The 17,012-nt window shown below is 60.2% G+C and carries 16 protein-coding genes; 14 read left to right on the forward strand and 2 right to left on the reverse strand.

Annotation, left to right across the window (positions count from 1 at the left end; genetic code table 11):
• Positions 1–6 precede the first annotated feature (6 nt).
• The 5 genes from nuoJ (at position 7) to nuoN (ending at position 5,993) form a co-directional block, all read left to right on the forward strand.
• The gene (nuoJ, locus tag CW267_RS17795) at positions 7–561 is read left to right on the forward strand and encodes an NADH-quinone oxidoreductase subunit J (RefSeq protein ID WP_004201743.1); all 555 of its coding nucleotides are present in this window, start codon (positions 7–9) and stop codon (positions 559–561) included.
• The gene (gene nuoK / locus CW267_RS17800) at positions 558–860 is read left to right on the forward strand and encodes an NADH-quinone oxidoreductase subunit NuoK (protein ID WP_002913148.1); all 303 of its coding nucleotides are present in this window, start codon (positions 558–560) and stop codon (positions 858–860) included. Before nuoJ ends, nuoK begins: the two co-directional genes overlap by 4 nt.
• Positions 857–2,698: an NADH-quinone oxidoreductase subunit L gene (gene nuoL, locus CW267_RS17805; RefSeq protein WP_100781315.1), complete on the forward strand. Its 1,842-nt coding sequence runs from the start codon at positions 857–859 to the stop codon at positions 2,696–2,698. Before nuoK ends, nuoL begins: the two co-directional genes overlap by 4 nt.
• 301 nt (positions 2,699–2,999) lie before the next feature.
• Complete coding sequence (gene nuoM, locus CW267_RS17810) at positions 3,000–4,529, forward strand: NADH-quinone oxidoreductase subunit M (protein WP_008803950.1); 1,530 nt, start codon at positions 3,000–3,002, stop codon at positions 4,527–4,529.
• Between the two features lie 6 nt (positions 4,530–4,535).
• Positions 4,536–5,993, forward strand: coding sequence for an NADH-quinone oxidoreductase subunit NuoN (gene nuoN, locus CW267_RS17815; RefSeq protein WP_008803951.1), 1,458 nt, complete (start codon positions 4,536–4,538; stop codon positions 5,991–5,993).
• Positions 5,994–6,047: 54 nt separating this feature from the next.
• On the opposite strand, the gene rnz is transcribed toward nuoN, so the two are convergent.
• Positions 6,048–6,968, reverse strand: coding sequence for a ribonuclease Z (gene rnz / locus CW267_RS17820; RefSeq protein ID WP_023298031.1), 921 nt, complete (start codon positions 6,966–6,968; stop codon positions 6,048–6,050).
• Between the two features lie 57 nt (positions 6,969–7,025).
• On the opposite strand from rnz, the gene CW267_RS17825 reads away from it, so the two are divergent.
• From CW267_RS17825 to menE, 7 genes are all read left to right on the forward strand, one after another.
• On the forward strand, positions 7,026–7,487 hold the full coding sequence (locus CW267_RS17825) for a GNAT family N-acetyltransferase (protein ID WP_032730853.1): 462 nt from the start codon (positions 7,026–7,028) through the stop codon (positions 7,485–7,487).
• 135 nt (positions 7,488–7,622) lie between these two features.
• A complete protein-coding gene (menF, locus tag CW267_RS17830) occupies positions 7,623–8,912 on the forward strand; it encodes an isochorismate synthase MenF (protein ID WP_100781314.1) in 1,290 nt (429 codons plus the stop codon).
• Between the two features lie 82 nt (positions 8,913–8,994).
• Positions 8,995–10,665, forward strand: a complete 1,671-nt coding sequence (menD, locus tag CW267_RS17835; protein ID WP_048331061.1) for a 2-succinyl-5-enolpyruvyl-6-hydroxy-3-cyclohexene-1-carboxylic-acid synthase — start codon at positions 8,995–8,997, stop codon at positions 10,663–10,665.
• Positions 10,662–11,420: a 2-succinyl-6-hydroxy-2,4-cyclohexadiene-1-carboxylate synthase gene (gene menH, locus CW267_RS17840; protein ID WP_008803956.1), complete on the forward strand. Its 759-nt coding sequence runs from the start codon at positions 10,662–10,664 to the stop codon at positions 11,418–11,420. Before menD ends, menH begins: the two co-directional genes overlap by 4 nt.
• Positions 11,421–11,434: 14 nt before the next feature.
• A complete protein-coding gene (gene menB / locus CW267_RS17845; protein WP_008803957.1) occupies positions 11,435–12,292 on the forward strand; it encodes a 1,4-dihydroxy-2-naphthoyl-CoA synthase in 858 nt (285 codons plus the stop codon).
• Complete coding sequence (menC, locus tag CW267_RS17850; RefSeq protein WP_016161586.1) at positions 12,292–13,257, forward strand: o-succinylbenzoate synthase; 966 nt, start codon at positions 12,292–12,294, stop codon at positions 13,255–13,257. The genes menB and menC overlap by 1 nt, the downstream gene beginning before the upstream one ends.
• Positions 13,254–14,630, forward strand: a complete 1,377-nt coding sequence (gene menE, locus CW267_RS17855) for an o-succinylbenzoate--CoA ligase (protein WP_032740174.1) — start codon at positions 13,254–13,256, stop codon at positions 14,628–14,630. The genes menC and menE overlap by 4 nt, the downstream gene beginning before the upstream one ends.
• Before the next feature lie 55 nt (positions 14,631–14,685).
• On the opposite strand, the gene nudI is transcribed toward menE, so the two are convergent.
• Positions 14,686–15,111, reverse strand: coding sequence for a nucleoside triphosphatase NudI (nudI, locus tag CW267_RS17860; RefSeq protein ID WP_023298028.1), 426 nt, complete (start codon positions 15,109–15,111; stop codon positions 14,686–14,688).
• Positions 15,112–15,248: 137 nt separating this feature from the next.
• Between nudI and CW267_RS17865 the strand changes: the two genes are divergently transcribed.
• Both CW267_RS17865 and CW267_RS17875 read left to right on the forward strand, forming a co-directional pair.
• The gene (locus CW267_RS17865; protein ID WP_048331053.1) at positions 15,249–16,178 is read left to right on the forward strand and encodes an Rpn family recombination-promoting nuclease/putative transposase; all 930 of its coding nucleotides are present in this window, start codon (positions 15,249–15,251) and stop codon (positions 16,176–16,178) included.
• Between the two features lie 274 nt (positions 16,179–16,452).
• Positions 16,453–16,995, forward strand: a complete 543-nt coding sequence (locus CW267_RS17875) for a YfaZ family outer membrane protein (protein WP_004201712.1) — start codon at positions 16,453–16,455, stop codon at positions 16,993–16,995.
• Positions 16,996–17,012: the final 17 nt, after the last annotated feature.

Genomic DNA, 17,012 nt, shown 5'->3' on the forward strand with positions numbered 1-17,012 from the left:
AGGGCAATGGAATTCGCTTTTTATATCTGTGGCCTGATAGCCATCCTCGCAACCTTGCGGGTCGTCACCCACACCAATCCGGTGCATGCGCTGCTGTACCTGATTATTTCGCTGCTGGCGATTGCCGGGGTGTTCTTTTCGCTGGGCGCTTACTTTGCTGGTGCGCTGGAAATCATCGTCTACGCCGGGGCCATTATGGTGCTGTTCGTCTTTGTGGTGATGATGCTCAACCTGGGTGGCAGCGAGATCGAACAGGAACGCAAATGGCTGCAGCCGGGGATCTGGATTGGCCCGGCCATCCTTTCCGCAGTGCTGCTGGTGGTTATCGTTTACGCCATCCTGGGTATTAACGACCAGGGTATCGACGGCGCGGCGATCAACGCCAAAGAAGTGGGTATTGCGCTGTTTGGGCCGTACGTCCTGGCGGTGGAGCTGGCCTCCATGCTGCTGCTGGCGGGCCTGGTGGTCGCCTTCCACATCGGCCGCGAAGAGCGTGCCGGTGAGGTACTGAGCAACCGCGTGAACGACAGCGACAAAAGAAAAACGGAGGAACACGCATGATCCCCTTAACACATGGACTGATCCTCGCGGCCATCCTGTTTGTGCTTGGTCTGACGGGGCTGGTGATCCGCCGCAATCTGCTGTTTATGTTGATTAGCCTGGAAATCATGATTAACGCCGCCGCGCTGGCCTTTGTGGTGGCGGGTAGCTACTGGGGCCAGGCAGATGGTCAGATAATGTATATCCTCGCCATCAGCCTCGCGGCTGCGGAAGCGAGTATCGGCCTGGCGCTGCTGCTGCAGCTCCATCGTCGCCGCCAGAACCTGAACATCGATTCAGTAAGTGAGTTGCGTGGATGAACATGCTTGCCTTAACCATTCTTTTGCCATTGATTGGCTTTGTGCTGCTGGCCTTTTCCCGCGGGCGCTGGTCGGAAAACCTTTCCGCTACCGTTGGCATGGGGTCGGTAGGCCTGGCGGCGCTGGTCACCGCGTACGTTGGCGTCGATTTTTTCGCTAACGGCAAACAGGCGGTCAGCGTACCGCTGTGGAACTGGATGTCGGTCGGTGATTTCAACATCGGCTTCAACCTGGTGCTGGATGGCCTGTCGCTGACCATGCTCTCTGTGGTTACCGGCGTCGGCTTCCTGATCCACATGTTCGCCTCCTGGTACATGCGCGGCGAAGAGGGCTACTCTCGCTTCTTCGCTTATACCAACCTGTTTATCGCCAGCATGGTCGTTCTGGTGCTGGCCGATAACCTGCTGTTGATGTACCTGGGTTGGGAAGGCGTGGGTCTCTGTTCTTACCTGCTGATCGGCTTCTACTATACCGATCCGAAGAACAATGCCGCAGCGATGAAAGCCTTCGTGGTCACCCGCGTCGGCGACGTGTTCCTCGCCTTCGCGCTGTTCATTCTTTATAACGAACTGGGTACCCTGAACTTCCGTGAAATGGTTGAGCTGGCGCCGCAGCACTTCGCTAACGGTAGCACCACGCTGCAGTGGGCGACGCTGATGCTGCTCAGCGGCGCGGTCGGTAAATCCGCTCAGCTGCCGCTGCAAACGTGGCTTGCCGATGCGATGGCGGGCCCGACGCCGGTCTCCGCGCTGATCCACGCGGCCACCATGGTGACCGCGGGCGTGTATCTGATTGCCCGTACCCACGGCCTGTTCCTGATGACGCCGGAAGTGCTGCATCTGGTGGGTATCGTTGGTGCGGTAACGCTGGTGCTGGCGGGCTTCGCCGCGCTGGTGCAGACCGACATCAAACGTGTGCTGGCTTACTCGACCATGAGTCAGATTGGCTACATGTTCCTCGCGCTGGGCGTGCAGGCATGGGACGCGGCGATTTTCCACCTGATGACCCACGCGTTCTTTAAAGCGCTGCTGTTCCTGTCGTCTGGCTCGGTCATTCTGGCCTGCCATCACGAACAGAACATCTTCAAGATGGGCGGCCTGCGCAAATCCATTCCGCTGGTGTATGTCTGCTTCCTGGTGGGGGGCGCGGCGCTGTCCGCTCTGCCGCTTATCACCGCAGGCTTCTTCAGTAAGGATGAGATTCTGGCGGGCGCGATGGCCAACGGCCATATCAATCTGATGGTGGCGGGCCTGGTCGGCGCCTTTATGACCTCGCTGTACACCTTCCGTATGATTTTCATCGTGTTCCACGGTAAAGAGCAAATTCACGCGCACGCAGGGAAGGGGATTACCCATCATCTGCCGCTGATCGTGCTGCTGGTGCTGTCCACCTTTGTTGGCGCGCTGATTGTGCCGCCGCTGGAGGGCGTACTGCCGCAGACCACTGAGCTTGCCCACGGCAGCGTGATGACGCTGGAAATTACCTCCGGGATTATCGCGATTGCCGGCATCCTGATCGCCGCATGGTTGTGGCTGGGTAAACGTACCCTGGTGACCTCCATCGCCAACAGCGCGCCTGGCCGCTTCTTCGGTACCTGGTGGTTCCATGCCTGGGGCTTCGACTGGTTATACGACAAGGTGTTCGTGAAACCTTTCCTCGGGATTGCCTGGCTGCTGAAGAGCGATCCGCTGAATGCGTTGATGAATATCCCGGCGATTCTGTCCCGCTTCGCAGGCAAAGGTCTGCTGGTGAGCGAGAACGGTTATCTGCGCTGGTATGTGGCATCAATGAGCATCGGCGCGGTGGTGGTGCTGGCGCTGCTGATGGTATTGCGTTGAGTTTGAGGATTGGGATTGTTTCGCCCGGCGGCGCGGTGCTTGCCGGGCCTACGGGACCGTAGGTCGGGTAAGCGTTAGCGTCACCCGACAAAACAAGCCTCAATCCGAAGTGAATTTTCTGTGAGAATTCGTTGAAAATCAGGTCGTAAAGGACAGGCGTTATCGGCGAAGTCAGAGTGGACACCGCCTGCGCGGAGCAACCGGAGCGTATTAAAATGCGTGAGGATTGTGAGCACAGCCGACGTTCGCTATGACGAGTAAGATAGCCTGAACCGGACTTAAATAAGGAATAAAAATCACCATGTTATTGCCTTGGTTGATATTAATCCCCTTTATCGGCGGCTTCCTGTGCTGGCAGACCGAACGCTTTGGCGTGAAAGTGCCGCGCTGGATCGCGCTGATTACCATGGGACTGACGCTGGCGCTTGGCCTGCAGCTGTGGATGCAGGGCGGCTATTCTCTGACGCAATCCGCGGGTATTCCGCAATGGCAGTCGGAATTCGTGCTGCCGTGGATCCCACGCTTCGGCATTAGCATCCATCTGGCGATCGACGGCCTGTCGCTGCTGATGGTGGTGCTGACCGGTCTTCTCGGCGTGCTGGCGGTACTCTGTTCGTGGCGTGAAATCGAAAAATACCAGGGCTTCTTCCACCTCAACCTGATGTGGATCCTGGGCGGCGTCATCGGCGTGTTCCTCGCCATCGACATGTTCCTGTTCTTCTTCTTCTGGGAAATGATGTTGGTGCCGATGTACTTCCTGATCGCGCTGTGGGGCCACAAAGCCTCGGACGGTAAAACGCGTATCACAGCGGCCACCAAGTTCTTCATTTATACCCAGGCGAGCGGTCTGGTGATGCTGATCGCCATTCTGGCGCTGGCCTTCGTCCACTTCAACGCGACCGGCGTGTGGACCTTCAACTATGAAGATCTGCTGAAAACGCCGATGTCCCACGGCGTGGAATACCTGCTGATGCTGGGCTTCTTCATCGCCTTCGCGGTGAAAATGCCGGTGGTACCGCTGCACGGCTGGCTGCCGGACGCCCACTCCCAGGCGCCGACTGCCGGTTCCGTCGACCTCGCGGGCATCTTACTGAAAACCGCGGCCTACGGTCTGCTGCGCTTTGCGCTGCCGCTGTTCCCGAACGCCTCCGCCGAGTTTGCGCCCATCGCCATGTGGCTGGGCGTGATCGGTATCTTCTACGGCGCGTGGATGGCCTTCGCCCAGACCGATATCAAACGTCTGATCGCTTATACCTCCGTTTCCCACATGGGCTTCGTGCTGATTGCTATCTACACCGGCAGCCAGCTGGCTTATCAGGGGGCGGTGATCCAGATGATCGCCCACGGTCTGTCCGCGGCGGGTCTGTTTATTCTGTGCGGCCAGCTGTACGAACGCCTGCACACCCGCGATATGCGTCAGATGGGCGGTTTGTGGAGCAAAATTAAATGGCTGCCGGCGATGTCGATGTTCTTCGCTGTCGCCACCCTGGGGATGCCGGGCACCGGTAACTTTGTCGGCGAATTTATGATCCTGTTCGGCAGCTATAAAGTGGTGCCGGTGATCACCGTTATCTCGACCTTTGGTCTGGTATTCGCTTCCGTTTATTCGCTGTCGATGCTGCATCGCGCCTACTTCGGTAAAGCGAAAAGCGAAATCGCGGCGAAAGCGCTGCCGGGGATGTCCCTGCGTGAACTGTCTATCATCTTGCTGCTGGTGGTGCTGCTGGTGCTGTTGGGCTTCTTCCCGCAGCCGATCCTCGACACCTCGCATGCTGCGATGAGCAACATTCAGCAGTGGTTTGTTAATTCTGTTTCTACTACAAGGCCGTAATTCGCCATGACAATAACTCCACAACAACTGATCGCACTGCTACCGCTGCTGATCGTCGGCTTGACGGTGGTGGTTGTGATGCTCTCCATTGCGTGGCGACGCAATCATTTTCTCAATGCCACGCTGTCGGTTCTCGGGCTTAACGCTGCGCTGGTCTCGCTCTGGTTTGTTGGTCAGAACGGGGCGATGGACGTCACACCGATGATTCGCGTTGACGGCTACGCCATGCTCTACACCGGGCTGGTGCTGCTGGCGAGCCTCGCGACCTGTACTTTCGCCTACCCGTGGCTTGAGGGTTACAAGGACAACAAAGAAGAGTTCTACCTGCTGGTGCTGATCGCCGCGCTGGGCGGCATTCTGCTGGCCGGTGCGAATCATCTGGCGGCGCTGTTCCTCGGTATCGAACTGATTTCGCTACCGCTGTTCGGCCTGGTCGGCTACGCCTTCCGCCAGAAGCGTTCGCTGGAAGCGAGCATCAAATACACTATCCTCTCCGCTGCAGCCTCGTCTTTCCTGCTGTTCGGTATGGCGCTGGTGTATGCGAACTCCGGCAACCTGTCCTTCCTCGCGCTGGGTAAAAGCCTGGCGGACAATACGCTGCACGAGCCGCTGCTGCTGGCGGGCCTCGGTCTGATGATCGTCGGTCTTGGCTTTAAACTGTCGCTGGTGCCGTTCCATCTGTGGACGCCGGACGTTTACCAGGGCGCGCCTGCGCCGGTCTCCACCTTCCTGGCGACCGCCAGCAAGATCGCCATCTTCGGTGTGGTGATGCGTCTGTTCCTGTACATGCCGGTGGGCAACAGCGAAGCGGTACGCGTGGTGCTGGGCCTGATCGCCTTCGCCTCTATCATCTTCGGTAACCTGATGGCGCTGAGCCAGACCAACATTAAGCGTCTGCTCGGCTACTCTTCCATCTCCCACCTCGGCTATCTGCTGGTGGCGTTAATCGCCCTTCAGAGCGGCGAAATGTCGATGGAAGCCGTTGGCGTCTACCTGGCCGGTTACCTGTTCAGCAGCCTCGGCGCGTTCGGCGTGGTCAGCCTGATGTCCAGCCCGTACCGCGGTCCGGATGCGGACTCGCTGTTCTCCTACCGCGGCCTGTTCTGGCACCGTCCGATCCTGTCAGCGGTCATGACGGTGATGATGCTGTCGCTGGCCGGTATTCCGATGACCCTCGGCTTTATCGGTAAGTTCTACGTGCTGGCCGTCGGTGTGCATGCGCACCTGTGGTGGCTGGTTGCCGCAGTGGTTGTCGGCTCAGCGATTGGTCTCTACTACTATCTGCGCGTGGCAGTGAGCCTGTACCTGAGCGCACCCGAGCAACTGAACCGCGATGCGCCGTCGAACTGGCAGTACAGCGCCGGCGGTATCGTGGTGCTGATCTCCGCCCTGCTGGTGCTGGTGCTCGGTATCTGGCCGCAGCCGCTGATTAGCATCGTGCAGCTGGCGACGCCGCTGATGTAAGTTGATTGACTCAATAAAAAACCGCCGGGATGGCGGTTTTTTTATGCCCGGATTTTACGCCATCTTGTAGACCATAAAGTCTTCCGCCAATAGCGTATTGGCGAAAATCTCCCGGCATTCCGCCAGCATCTTCAGGCAGCCTTCGGCATCGTAGCGCGAGCTAAAGTGGGTAGCGATTAGCGTGCCGACCCCCGCTTCTTTGGCAAGCGCCGCGGTCTGCTGGCTCGAGGAATGGCCGCGGCTATTGGCTTTCTCCGCCATCGCCTGCTCAAGGGTGGTTTCGTGGACCATCACATCCGCCCCGCGAGCCATCTCCAGCGCCTGCGGGCAGGGGGCGGTATCGCCGAAGATGGCCAGCGTTTTACCCGGGGTCGCTGGCCCCAGATAGCGGCTGCCGTCGATGACCCGGCCATCTTCCAGCGTGACGCGCTGTCCGCGCTTGAGTTGATGGAACAGCGGCCCGGGAGGCACGCCATCGGCAATCAGCTGGGCGGCGTCGAGGGTGCCGGGCTTGTCATGCTGCTCAATGCGATACCCGTAGCACTCCACCGGATGGCTGAGCGGGTACGCGGTGACCCGATAGCCCTCTTCGTCGAACACCAGACCAGGGCCGACTTCGATGATGGTGAGCGGATAGTCGGTCCACGAACCGCTCAGACGCAGCGCGGTCTCAACAAACTCTTTGAGCCCTTTTGGCCCGTAGAGGGTGAGGGGCAGAGAGTTCCCCTGCATCGAGCGGCTGCACAACAGGCCGGGCAGGCCGAACAGGTGGTCGCCGTGCAGGTGAGTGATGAAAATTTTATTCAGTTTGCCGGGGTGATAGGGCGTGCGAAGAAACTGATGCTGGGTCCCTTCACCGCAGTCAAACAACCACATTTCGGCGCGGGTCGGCTGTTGCAAATTCAGTATTATCGACGTCATATTACGCGTACGGGTCGGCACCCCGGCGGATGTTCCTAAAAAAGTTAATTCCATCGTCCAGTGTCCTCAGGGCGAGTCGCAAAGTATCAGTATATCAATAAGGAGCTACAGATGATGACCTGGCAGGATCTCCACCATAGTGAACTCACCGTTCCCCAGCTGTATGCGCTGCTGAAATTGCGCAGTGAAGTTTTTGTCGTGGAGCAGCAGTGCGCCTATCAGGATGTCGACGGCGATGATTTGGTCGGTGAAAATCGCCATCTGCTCGGCTGGCGCGATGGCGAACTGCTGGCCTACGCGCGGATCCTCAAAAGCGAAGAGGAGTTTGCGCCGGTGGTGATTGGCCGGGTTATCGTTAGCCCCGCCGCCCGCGGTGAGAAGCTCGGCTATCAGCTGATGGAGCAGGCGCTGGCCAGTTGTCAGCAGTACTGGCCGCAAAAGGCAATTTACCTCGGGGCGCAGGCGCACCTGCAATCCTTTTACGCCCACTTCGGTTTTACGCCGGTGACCGAGGTCTATGATGAGGATGGCATCCCCCACATTGGCATGGCGCGAGAAAAGCGCGCTATCTGACCCCTCTGCACCCTCGTCCACACGCTGCTTTGGCCCGGCGAGCGGGTAAGATAAAACCCGCTCCCTCGTCATGGGTACTGCTATTCCGCCGTCGAACCCCTTATAATGTGGGGTTTTACTACCGTGGAGGTTTGCGTGCTGTCTGTTTCCACTGCGCTGGCCCGTTTGCAAGACGGCCTGGGTGAGTCTTTTCCAGACTCGCCCGGCACGCGAATTATCGATATTGCCTTTCCGCTGAATGATGCCTTCGATCCGCTACTATGGTGCGGCCAGCAGGCGCAATGGCCGCAGTTTTACTGGCAGCAGCGCAATGGCGATGAGGAACTGGCGACGCTGGGGGCGGTAAAAACCTTTCCCTCGCTCGACGCGGCCAACCGCTTTTTACGCCAGACCGGGCGGCAGGATCTGCGCATCTACGGCCTGAACGCGTTTGAACCGCAGCAGGGCAGCCTGGTGCTGCCGCGTCTGGAGTGGCGCCGGTGCGGCGGCAGGGCCGTGCTGCGGCTGGTGCTGCATAGTGATATCTCCCTGCGTGAGGATGCCGCGACGGCCCGCGCGTTTCTCGCCAGTCTGACCACCACTCAGGCGACCCCTGGCGCTATCCCGCCGCTACTGAGCGAGCGCCACTCATCCGACTATTCTCAATGGCAGGCAATGATTGCGCGGGCGACTAAGGCGATTAGCGCCGGTGAAATGGATAAAGTGGTACTGGCGCGGGCAACCGACCTGCAGTTTGCCGCGCCGCTGGACGCCGTGAGCATCATGGCGGCCAGCCGCCGCAGCAATCTTAACTGTTTTCATTTCCTGATGGCGTTTAATGCCCGGCAGGCATTTTTCGGCTCCACGCCGGAACGGCTGTGGCGCCGGCGCGGCGCGCTGCTGCGCACCGAAGCGCTGGCGGGGACCGTCGCGAACCTTCAGGAAGACGCGAAGGCGCAGCAACTGGCCGACTGGTTGATGAAAGACGACAAAAACCAGCGGGAAAATATGCTGGTGGTGGAAGATATTTGCCAGCGTCTGCAGAGTGAGGCCTCGACGCTGGACGTCCTGCCGCCGCAGGTGGTGAGGCTGCGTAAGGTGCAGCATCTCAGGCGCTGCATCTGGACCGAGCTGGCGGCGCCTGACGACAGCCGCTGTCTGCTGCAGCTGCAGCCCACCGCCGCAGTGGCCGGCCTGCCGCGTCGGGCGGCGCTGGCATTCATTCAGCGCCATGAACCCTTTGCCCGCGAATGGTATGCCGGGTCCGCCGGCTATCTGTCGCTGGCGCAAAGCGAGTTTTGCGTGGCGCTGCGTTCGGCGAAAGTGGACCACGACACCCTGCGGTTGTATGCCGGAGCGGGGATCGTCAGCGGCTCCGATGCGCAGCAGGAGTGGCAGGAGATTGACAACAAAGCGGCCGGGCTGCGCTCGCTGCTGTGTCCATAAGGCGGGAATGACGATGCATATCAAAACGTCGTCACTTTGCCTTATCTATACTTAGCATCAATATTTGATACCGGACAATTTCATGTCAGTAAGCGCATTTAACCGACGCTGGGCGGCGGTGATCCTGGAAGCTTTAACGCGCCATGGCGTGCAGCATATCTGCATCGCGCCGGGTTCGCGCTCGACACCCTTAACCCTGGCGGCGGCGGAAAACCGCGCCTTTATACATCATACCCATTTCGACGAACGCGGCCTCGGCCACCTGGCGCTCGGCCTGGCGAAGGCCAGCCGGCAGCCGGTGGCGGTGATAGTCACCTCCGGGACCGCCACCGCAAACCTCTATCCGGCGCTGATTGAGGCGGGCCTCACCGGCGAAAAGCTGATCCTGTTGACCGCCGACCGTCCACCGGAGCTGATCGACTGCGGCGCGAACCAGGCGATCCGCCAGCCCGGAATGTTTGCCTCCCATCCGTCGCAGACGATTTCTCTGCCGCGTCCCTCGCAGGATATTCCTGCCCGCTGGCTGGTCTCAACCATCGACCAGGCGCTGGGGGCGCTGCACGCCGGCGGGGTGCATATCAACTGTCCGTTCGCCGAACCGCTGTATGGCGATATGGATGAGACCGGCGTGGAGTGGCAGCAGCAGCTCGGCAACTGGTGGCAGAGCGATAAACCCTGGCTGCGTCAGGCGCTGCAGTTAGAGAGCGAGAAGCAGCGCGACTGGTTCTTCTGGCGGCAAAAACGCGGCGTCGTCGTGGCGGGGAGAATGAGCGCCGCGGAAGGGAAAAAAGTGGCTGAGTGGGCGCAAACTCTCGGCTGGCCGCTGATCGGCGATGTCCTGTCGCAGACCGGGCAGCCGCTGCCGTGCGCCGACCTGTGGCTGGGCAACGGTAAAGCGGTCAGCGAACTGGCGCAGGCGCAGATCGTGGTGCAGCTCGGCAGCAGCCTGACCGGCAAACGCGTCCTCCAGTGGCAGGCGACCTGCGAGCCGGATGAATACTGGCTGGTGGATAATCTGCCAGGCCGCCTCGACCCGGCGCAGCACCGCGGCCGCCGTCTGCTCGCCAGCGTTGAGCGCTGGCTTGAGCTGCATCCGGCGGAAAAACGTCAGCCGTGGGCGACGGTGATCCCACAGCTTGCCGGGCAGGCGTGGCAGGCGGCGGTTGCCAGCAATGAGCCTTTTGGCGAAGCGCAGCTGGCGCAGCGTATTCGGCGCTATCTGCCGGAGCAGGGGCAACTGTTTGTCGGTAACAGTCTGGTGGTGCGCCTGATCGACGCCCTGGCGCAGCTACCGGCCGGGTATCCGGTTTACAGCAACCGCGGCGCCAGCGGGATTGATGGTTTAATCGCCACCGCCGCCGGCGTGCAGCGCGCCAGTGCGCGGCCGACGCTGGCGATCGTCGGCGATCTGTCGGCCTTATACGATCTTAACTCGCTGGCCCTGCTGCGCCAGGCGTCGGCGCCGCTGGTGCTGATCGTGGTAAATAACAACGGCGGACAGATTTTCTCTATGCTGCCGACACCGCAGGACGAGCGCCGCCAGTTCTATTTAATGCCGCAGGACGTGGATTTCAGCCACGCGGCGGCGATGTTCGGCCTGGCCTATCATCGTCCCGATGACTGGCAGTCGCTGGATGAGGGGCTGGCGGGTGCCTGGCGCAGGGCGGGGGCGACGGTGATTGAGCTCGCGGTCAACGAGACTGACGGCACGCAGACTCTCCAGCAGCTGCTGGCGCAGGTAAGCCGCCTGTGACCCTCAGCGCCGCGGTCGACAACGGCCAGTCAGGTTATCCCTGGCTGGTGTTTCTGCACGGGTTTTCCGGCGACCGCGACGAGTGGCGTGAAGTGGGCGACGCTTTTCCCGCCTGGCCGCGTCTGTATCTCGATCTGCCGGGCCACGGCGGCTCCGCGGATATCGCGGTACAGGACTTTGCCGGGGTCAATACTCTGCTGCTGGCTACGCTTAATAGTTACAACATCCTTAACTACTGGCTGATTGGCTACTCACTGGGCGGCCGGGTGGCGATGAACTTCGCCTGTCAGCCGCGTGCGGGCCTGCGCGGCCTGATCGTTGAAGGCGGCCATCCTGGCCTGCAGGATGCAGAAGCGCGGCAGGCGCGGCGCAGCAATGACCGCGCCTGGGCAGAACGTTTTCGCCGCGATCCGTTGGCGCAGGTCTTTGCCGACTGGTATCAGCAGCCGGTTTTTGCCTCACTGGATGCCGCGCAGCGCGAGTCATTGGTCGCCTTACGTAGCCGCAATAACGGCGCCACGCTGGCGGCGATGCTGCAGGCAACCTCCCTTGCCGGGCAGGCCGATCTGCGCGCGCCTCTGCAGGCGCGCGATTTTCCTTTTCACTACCTGTGTGGCGAACGCGACGCGAAGTTTCGCGCCATCGCGCAAGCGCTCGCTGCCGATACCCATATCATTCACCATGCCGGACACAACGCGCACCGGGACAACCCCGCCGCGGTGATTGCTTGTCTGGCGCAGATTCTGGCAAGTTAACTGAAGGACATTCTATGATCTCTCTTGATGAAGCAATGCTCTATGCCCCTGTGGAATGGCACGATTGTTCCGAAGGCTATACCGATATTCGCTATCACAAATCGGCCGACGGCATTGCCAAAATCACCATCAACCGCCCACAGGTACGCAACGCCTTCCGCCCGCTGACCGTCAAAGAGATGATTCAGGCGCTGGCGGATGCCCGCTATGACGACAATATCGGGGTGATTGTCCTGACCGGTGAAGGTGAGAAAGCCTTCTGCGCCGGCGGCGACCAGAAAGTTCGCGGCGACTACGGCGGCTATCAGGACGACTCCGGCGTTCACCACCTTAACGTGCTCGACTTCCAGCGCCAGATCCGCACCTGCCCGAAACCGGTGGTGGCGATGGTAGCCGGCTACTCTATCGGCGGCGGCCACGTGCTGCATATGATGTGCGATCTGACCATCGCGGCGGACAATGCCATCTTCGGCCAGACCGGGCCAAAAGTCGGCTCCTTTGATGGCGGCTGGGGCGCCTCCTATATGGCGCGTATCGTCGGGCAGAAAAAGGCGCGCGAAATCTGGTTCCTGTGCCGTCAGTATGACGCCCAGCAGGCGCTGGACATGGGGCTGGTGAATACCGTAGTTCCGCTGGCGGAGCTGGAAAAAGAGACCGTGCGCTGGTGCCGTGAAATGCTGCAAAACAGCCCAATGGCGCTGCGCTGCCTGAAAGCGGCGCTGAACGCCGACTGCGACGGCCAGGCCGGTCTGCAGGAGCTGGCGGGCAACGCCACCATGCTGTTCTACATGACGGAAGAAGGGCAGGAAGGCCGCAATGCCTTCAACCAGAAACGTCAGCCGGACTTCAGCAAATTTAAACGGAATCCATAATGCGCGTTTCGCAGGTTTACCGCTGGCAGATCCCGATGGACGCGGGCGTGGTTCTGCGCGAACGGCGGTTAAAAACCCGCGACGGGCTGTTCATCCGCCTGCAGGAGGATGAACGCGAAGGCTGGGGGGAAATTTCTCCCTTGCCGGGATTCAGTAACGAGACGCTGGAAGAGGCGCAAACAGCGCTGCTGGCGTGGGCGCAGGCCTGGCGCGACGGCGCGGAACCGCCGCTTCCCACACTGCCTTCTGTCGCTTTTGGTATTAGCTGCGCGCAGGCGGAGCTTTACGGCGAACTACCGCAGGCCGCGGATTATCGCGCGGCGCCGCTCTGTTCCGGCGATCCGGATGAGCTGTTCGCCAAACTGGCGACGATGCCCGGCGAGAAAGTCGCTAAGGTGAAAGTGGGGCTGTGGGAGGCGGTACGCGACGGCATGGTGGTTAATCTGCTACTGGAAGCCATCCCCGATCTCCAGCTGCGGCTGGATGCCAACCGGGCGTGGACGCCGCTTAAAGCTCAGCAGTTCGCCAAATACGTCAATCCCGCATATCGCCAGCGCATTGCGTTTCTTGAGGAACCCTGCAAAACGCGGGAGGACTCGCGGGCCTTTAGCCGCGAGACGGGGATCGCTATCGCCTGGGATGAAAGCCTGCGCGAGGCGGATTTCCGCTTTGTCGCGGAGCCCGGCGTGCGCGCGGTGGTGATCAAACCGACGCTGACCGGCAGTGTGCAAAAGGTTCAGCAACAGGTCGCCGCGGCACACGCCCTGGGGCTGAGCGCGGTGATTAGCTCGTCAATCGAGTCCAGCCTCGGGTTAACCCAGCTGGCGCGGGTTGCCGCCTGGCTGACGCCGCAGACCATCCCCGGACTCGATACGCTGGCGCTGATGAGCGCCCAACTGGTACGGCCGTGGCCGGAAAGTACGCTGCCGATGATCAATATTGATGCGCTGGAGCCGCTGCTGTGATGTTTTCCGACTGGCCATGGCGCCACTGGCGCCAGTTACGCGGTGAGGCGCAGGCGTTACGCCTGAACGATCGGCTGCTGACCTGGCGTGAGCTATGCGCGCGGGTTGACGCGCTGGCGGCCGGCTTTGCCGCGCAGGGCGTTATGGAAGGTCATGGCGTGGCGCTCCGGGCCTACAACCAGCCGGAGACGCTACTCGCCTGGCTGGCATTGCTGCAGTGCGGGGCGCGGGTGTTGCCGCTGAATCCGCAGCTGCCAGAGGTGTTGCTGCAGGAACTGCTGCCTGCGTTAAACGTCCAGCATCAGCTGGTGCTGAATGGTGCTGCGCTGCCGGGGGATTTACCGGCGTTAACTCTGCAGGCGGCCGAAGGCGTCCATGCCGTTTGCTGGCATGGCGAACGGCTGGTGTCGATGACGTTAACCTCCGGCTCAACCGGCCTGCCGAAAGCGGCGGTACATAGCGCCAGCGCCCATCTGGCCAGCGCCGCTGGCGTGCTGGCGCTGATGCCGTTTGCCGCAGAAGACGACTGGCTACTGTCGCTGCCGTTGTTTCATGTCTCCGGGCAGGGGATCATCTGGCGCTGGCTGCTGGCCGGCGCGCGAATGACGGTGCGCGACAAGCAACCGCTGGCGCAGATGCTGCAGGGCTGTACCCATGCTTCGCTGGTGCCGACTCAGCTGTGGCGCCTGCTGAATGATGATGCTGCGCATTCCCTCAAGGCGGTGCTGCTCGGCGGCGCAGCGATCCCGGTCGAATTGACTGAGCGTGCACTCGCGCAGGGAATACGCAGTTTCTGCGGCTACGGCCTCACCGAGTTCGCTTCCACGGTCTGTGCCAAAGCGGCCGATGGCGCGGCGGATGTGGGCGAACCGCTGCCGGGGCGGGAGGTGAAAATTGTCGCCGGCGAGATCTGGCTGCGGGCGTCGAGTATGGCGGCGGGTTACTGGCGCGACGGTCAGTTATTGCCATTAACCAATGATGAAGGCTGGTTTGCGACACGCGATCGCGGGGAATTACACAATGGTCGGCTGACGGTTGTTGGGCGACTGGATAATCTTTTTTTTAGCGGCGGCGAAGGTATTCAACCGGAAGAGGTCGAGCGCGTGATACTCGCATATCCAGCGGTACAACAGGTGTTTATTGTACCGCTGGATGATGTCGAATATGGTCAACGCCCGGTCGCGGTGGTGGAATGCGATGACGGCTGCGAGTTGAGCGCGCTGGCGACATGGAGCGCTGAGCGGTTAGCGCGCTTCCAGCAGCCAGTGCGTTGGCTACGGCTGCCGGACACGTTAAAGAACGGTGGGATTAAGATTTCCCGTCAGGCGCTGCGCGAATGGGCCAGACAGCAGACGTATGCGACCGTATCGTAGCCACCCGCCATATCCCGCGGCATAACGCCGGGTGGGTTGAACGTGGTATGCTGGACTAAAGTAGCCCTTTCTGGCTGAGCGTAACGCGGGTGGCGGCATTGAGATCGTAGTTTTTGAGATCTTCTGCTTTGACCCAGGCGTAATCGTCAAACTCCTCGTTGATCGTCACGTCGCGATTGGCGCTGACGCAGTCGAAGATCAGGTAGATCATATAGATCGTTTCCTGCCGACCATCCGGGTAAGTTTTGACGCGGGTATCATCGCGAAAGCTCCACGGCGCGATATGGGTAAGGATGAGTTTTTCGCCAAGCTCTTCGCGTATTTCCCGCCGCAGCGCCTCTTCAATACGCTCCCCTGGCTCCACGCCGCCGCCGGATAAGGCCCATTGCCCGGGGAAAACCCCGCGGTCGGCGGCCATTTTGCAGAGCAGATAATGGCCTTCATTCTGGATAAGCGGGCAAACAATCGTCCTTTGACGCACGGTTTTTCTCCTTCAGAGGGATGGGGCGGTATGCCGATGAAATAGTTTGCGAGCCGCCTCGGTAAACCGCAAGCGAAATGCGGCCCTGGTCCTGTTGGGTGTTAAGTTAGGTGAAAATAATCGCATGGAGTTTCGCCATGGACAGGGCGCCCCATTCCCCGCATGACGCCGTATTTAAACACCTGTTGTCGCACCGGGCGACGGCAAAGGACTTCCTTGACATTCATCTCCCCGCACCGCTGCGCGCGTTATGCAACCTGAATACGCTGCAACTGGAATCCGGGAGCTTTATTGACGATGAGCTACGAGCGAGTCATTCCGATATCCTTTACTCGCTGCAAACGCAGGCGGGGGAGGGCTATATCTATCTGTTGATTGAGCACCAAAGCTCGGCGGACCGCCATATGGCCTTTCGCCTGATGCGCTATGCCATCGCCGCGATGCAACGTCATCTGGATAAGGGGGATACGCAGCTGCCGCTGGTTATCCCCCTGCTGTTTTATCATGGCCGCGTTTCGCCCTGGCCGTACCCGATGTGCTGGCTGGCAGGCTTTGCCGATCCGGACGTTGCGCGGCGGATCTATGGTGATGATTTTCCCTTAATCGATATCACCACCACCCCGGATGATGAAATCATGCGCCACCGGCGCGTGGCGATGCTGGAGCTGCTGCAGAAGCATATCCGCCAGCGCGACATGATGGACCTGCACGAGCAGCTGGTCAGCCTGTTAGCACTGGGATACACTAGCCGCAGGCAGCTAAAGACGCTGTTGCACTATTTATTACAGGCAGGAAACGCCGCCGATCCGGTCGCTTTTTTGCGCCATCTTGCGCAAAGCGTTCCCCGGCGGTCGCACAAGGAGACGCTCATGAATATTGCCCAGTTTCTGGAACAACGCGGCCATCAGCAAGGGTTAAAGCAAGGTCTGCAACAAGGTCTGGAGCAAGGTGAGCAGCAGACCGCGGAGCGTATTGCCCGGGCGATGCTCGCTAACGGGCTTGACCTGTCCCTGGTGGCGAAACTGACCGGCCTCGCCCCGGAATGTCTGGCCCGGCTGCAGCATTAATTATTCCCTTATCCACCCGCGCCGCGCCGATCGTGCGGCGTCAGTTCTCTGTTTTCGTCAATGTGTCAGCGTTAATCATAATAAACATGAATATTCATGGCGCTGAACGGGCGGTTCGTTATTCCGACAACGCCCGATGCCATAAAAAAACGCAACTGGTTACACTCTTGTGAAAATTCATTTCGCCAGGTCATTGATTCCTGACGGGTGCGCAGTAGAATTTTCAGGTTTTTTCGGGACTTCTTTGATTTTAATTTTCTGGATAGAGTAAATAATGAAAAAAAGCATTTTTATGGCGCTGGCTGGCGTCATGCTGGTTTCTTCCGCGGCCCATGCGATCAGCGTTACCGGTGAAGCAGGCGAGCATTACACCAATCTTGGCGTCGGGTTTGGCACGGAGTCTACCGGCCTGGCCGTTTCCGGTAACTGGCTGCATAGCGATAACGACGGCGACGCCGCGGGTTTAGGCCTGGGGCTCAATATTCCGCTGGGGCCGTTCCTCGCGACCGTGGGCGGTAAAGGCGTATACACCAACCCGAAACAGGGCGATGAAGGTTATGCGGCAGCGGTCGGCGGCGGCCTGCAGTGGAAAATCGGCGACAGCTTCCGCCTGTACGGCGACTACTACTACTCGCCGGATTCCCTCTCCAGCGGCATTGACAGCTATCAGGAAGCCAACGTCGGCGCCAGCTGGACCATCATGCGTCCGCTCAGCATCCAGGCAGGCTATCGCTATCTGAACCTGGCGGGCAAAGATGGCAACCGCGATAACACCATCGCCGACGGCCCGTACATCGGCGCCAGCGCCAGCTTCTAATCTCCTCCGGCGCGGTA

This window comes from Klebsiella sp. X1-16S-Nf21 (assembly GCF_002837615.1).
Taxonomy (GTDB): Bacteria; Pseudomonadota; Gammaproteobacteria; order Enterobacterales; family Enterobacteriaceae; genus Klebsiella; species Klebsiella variicola.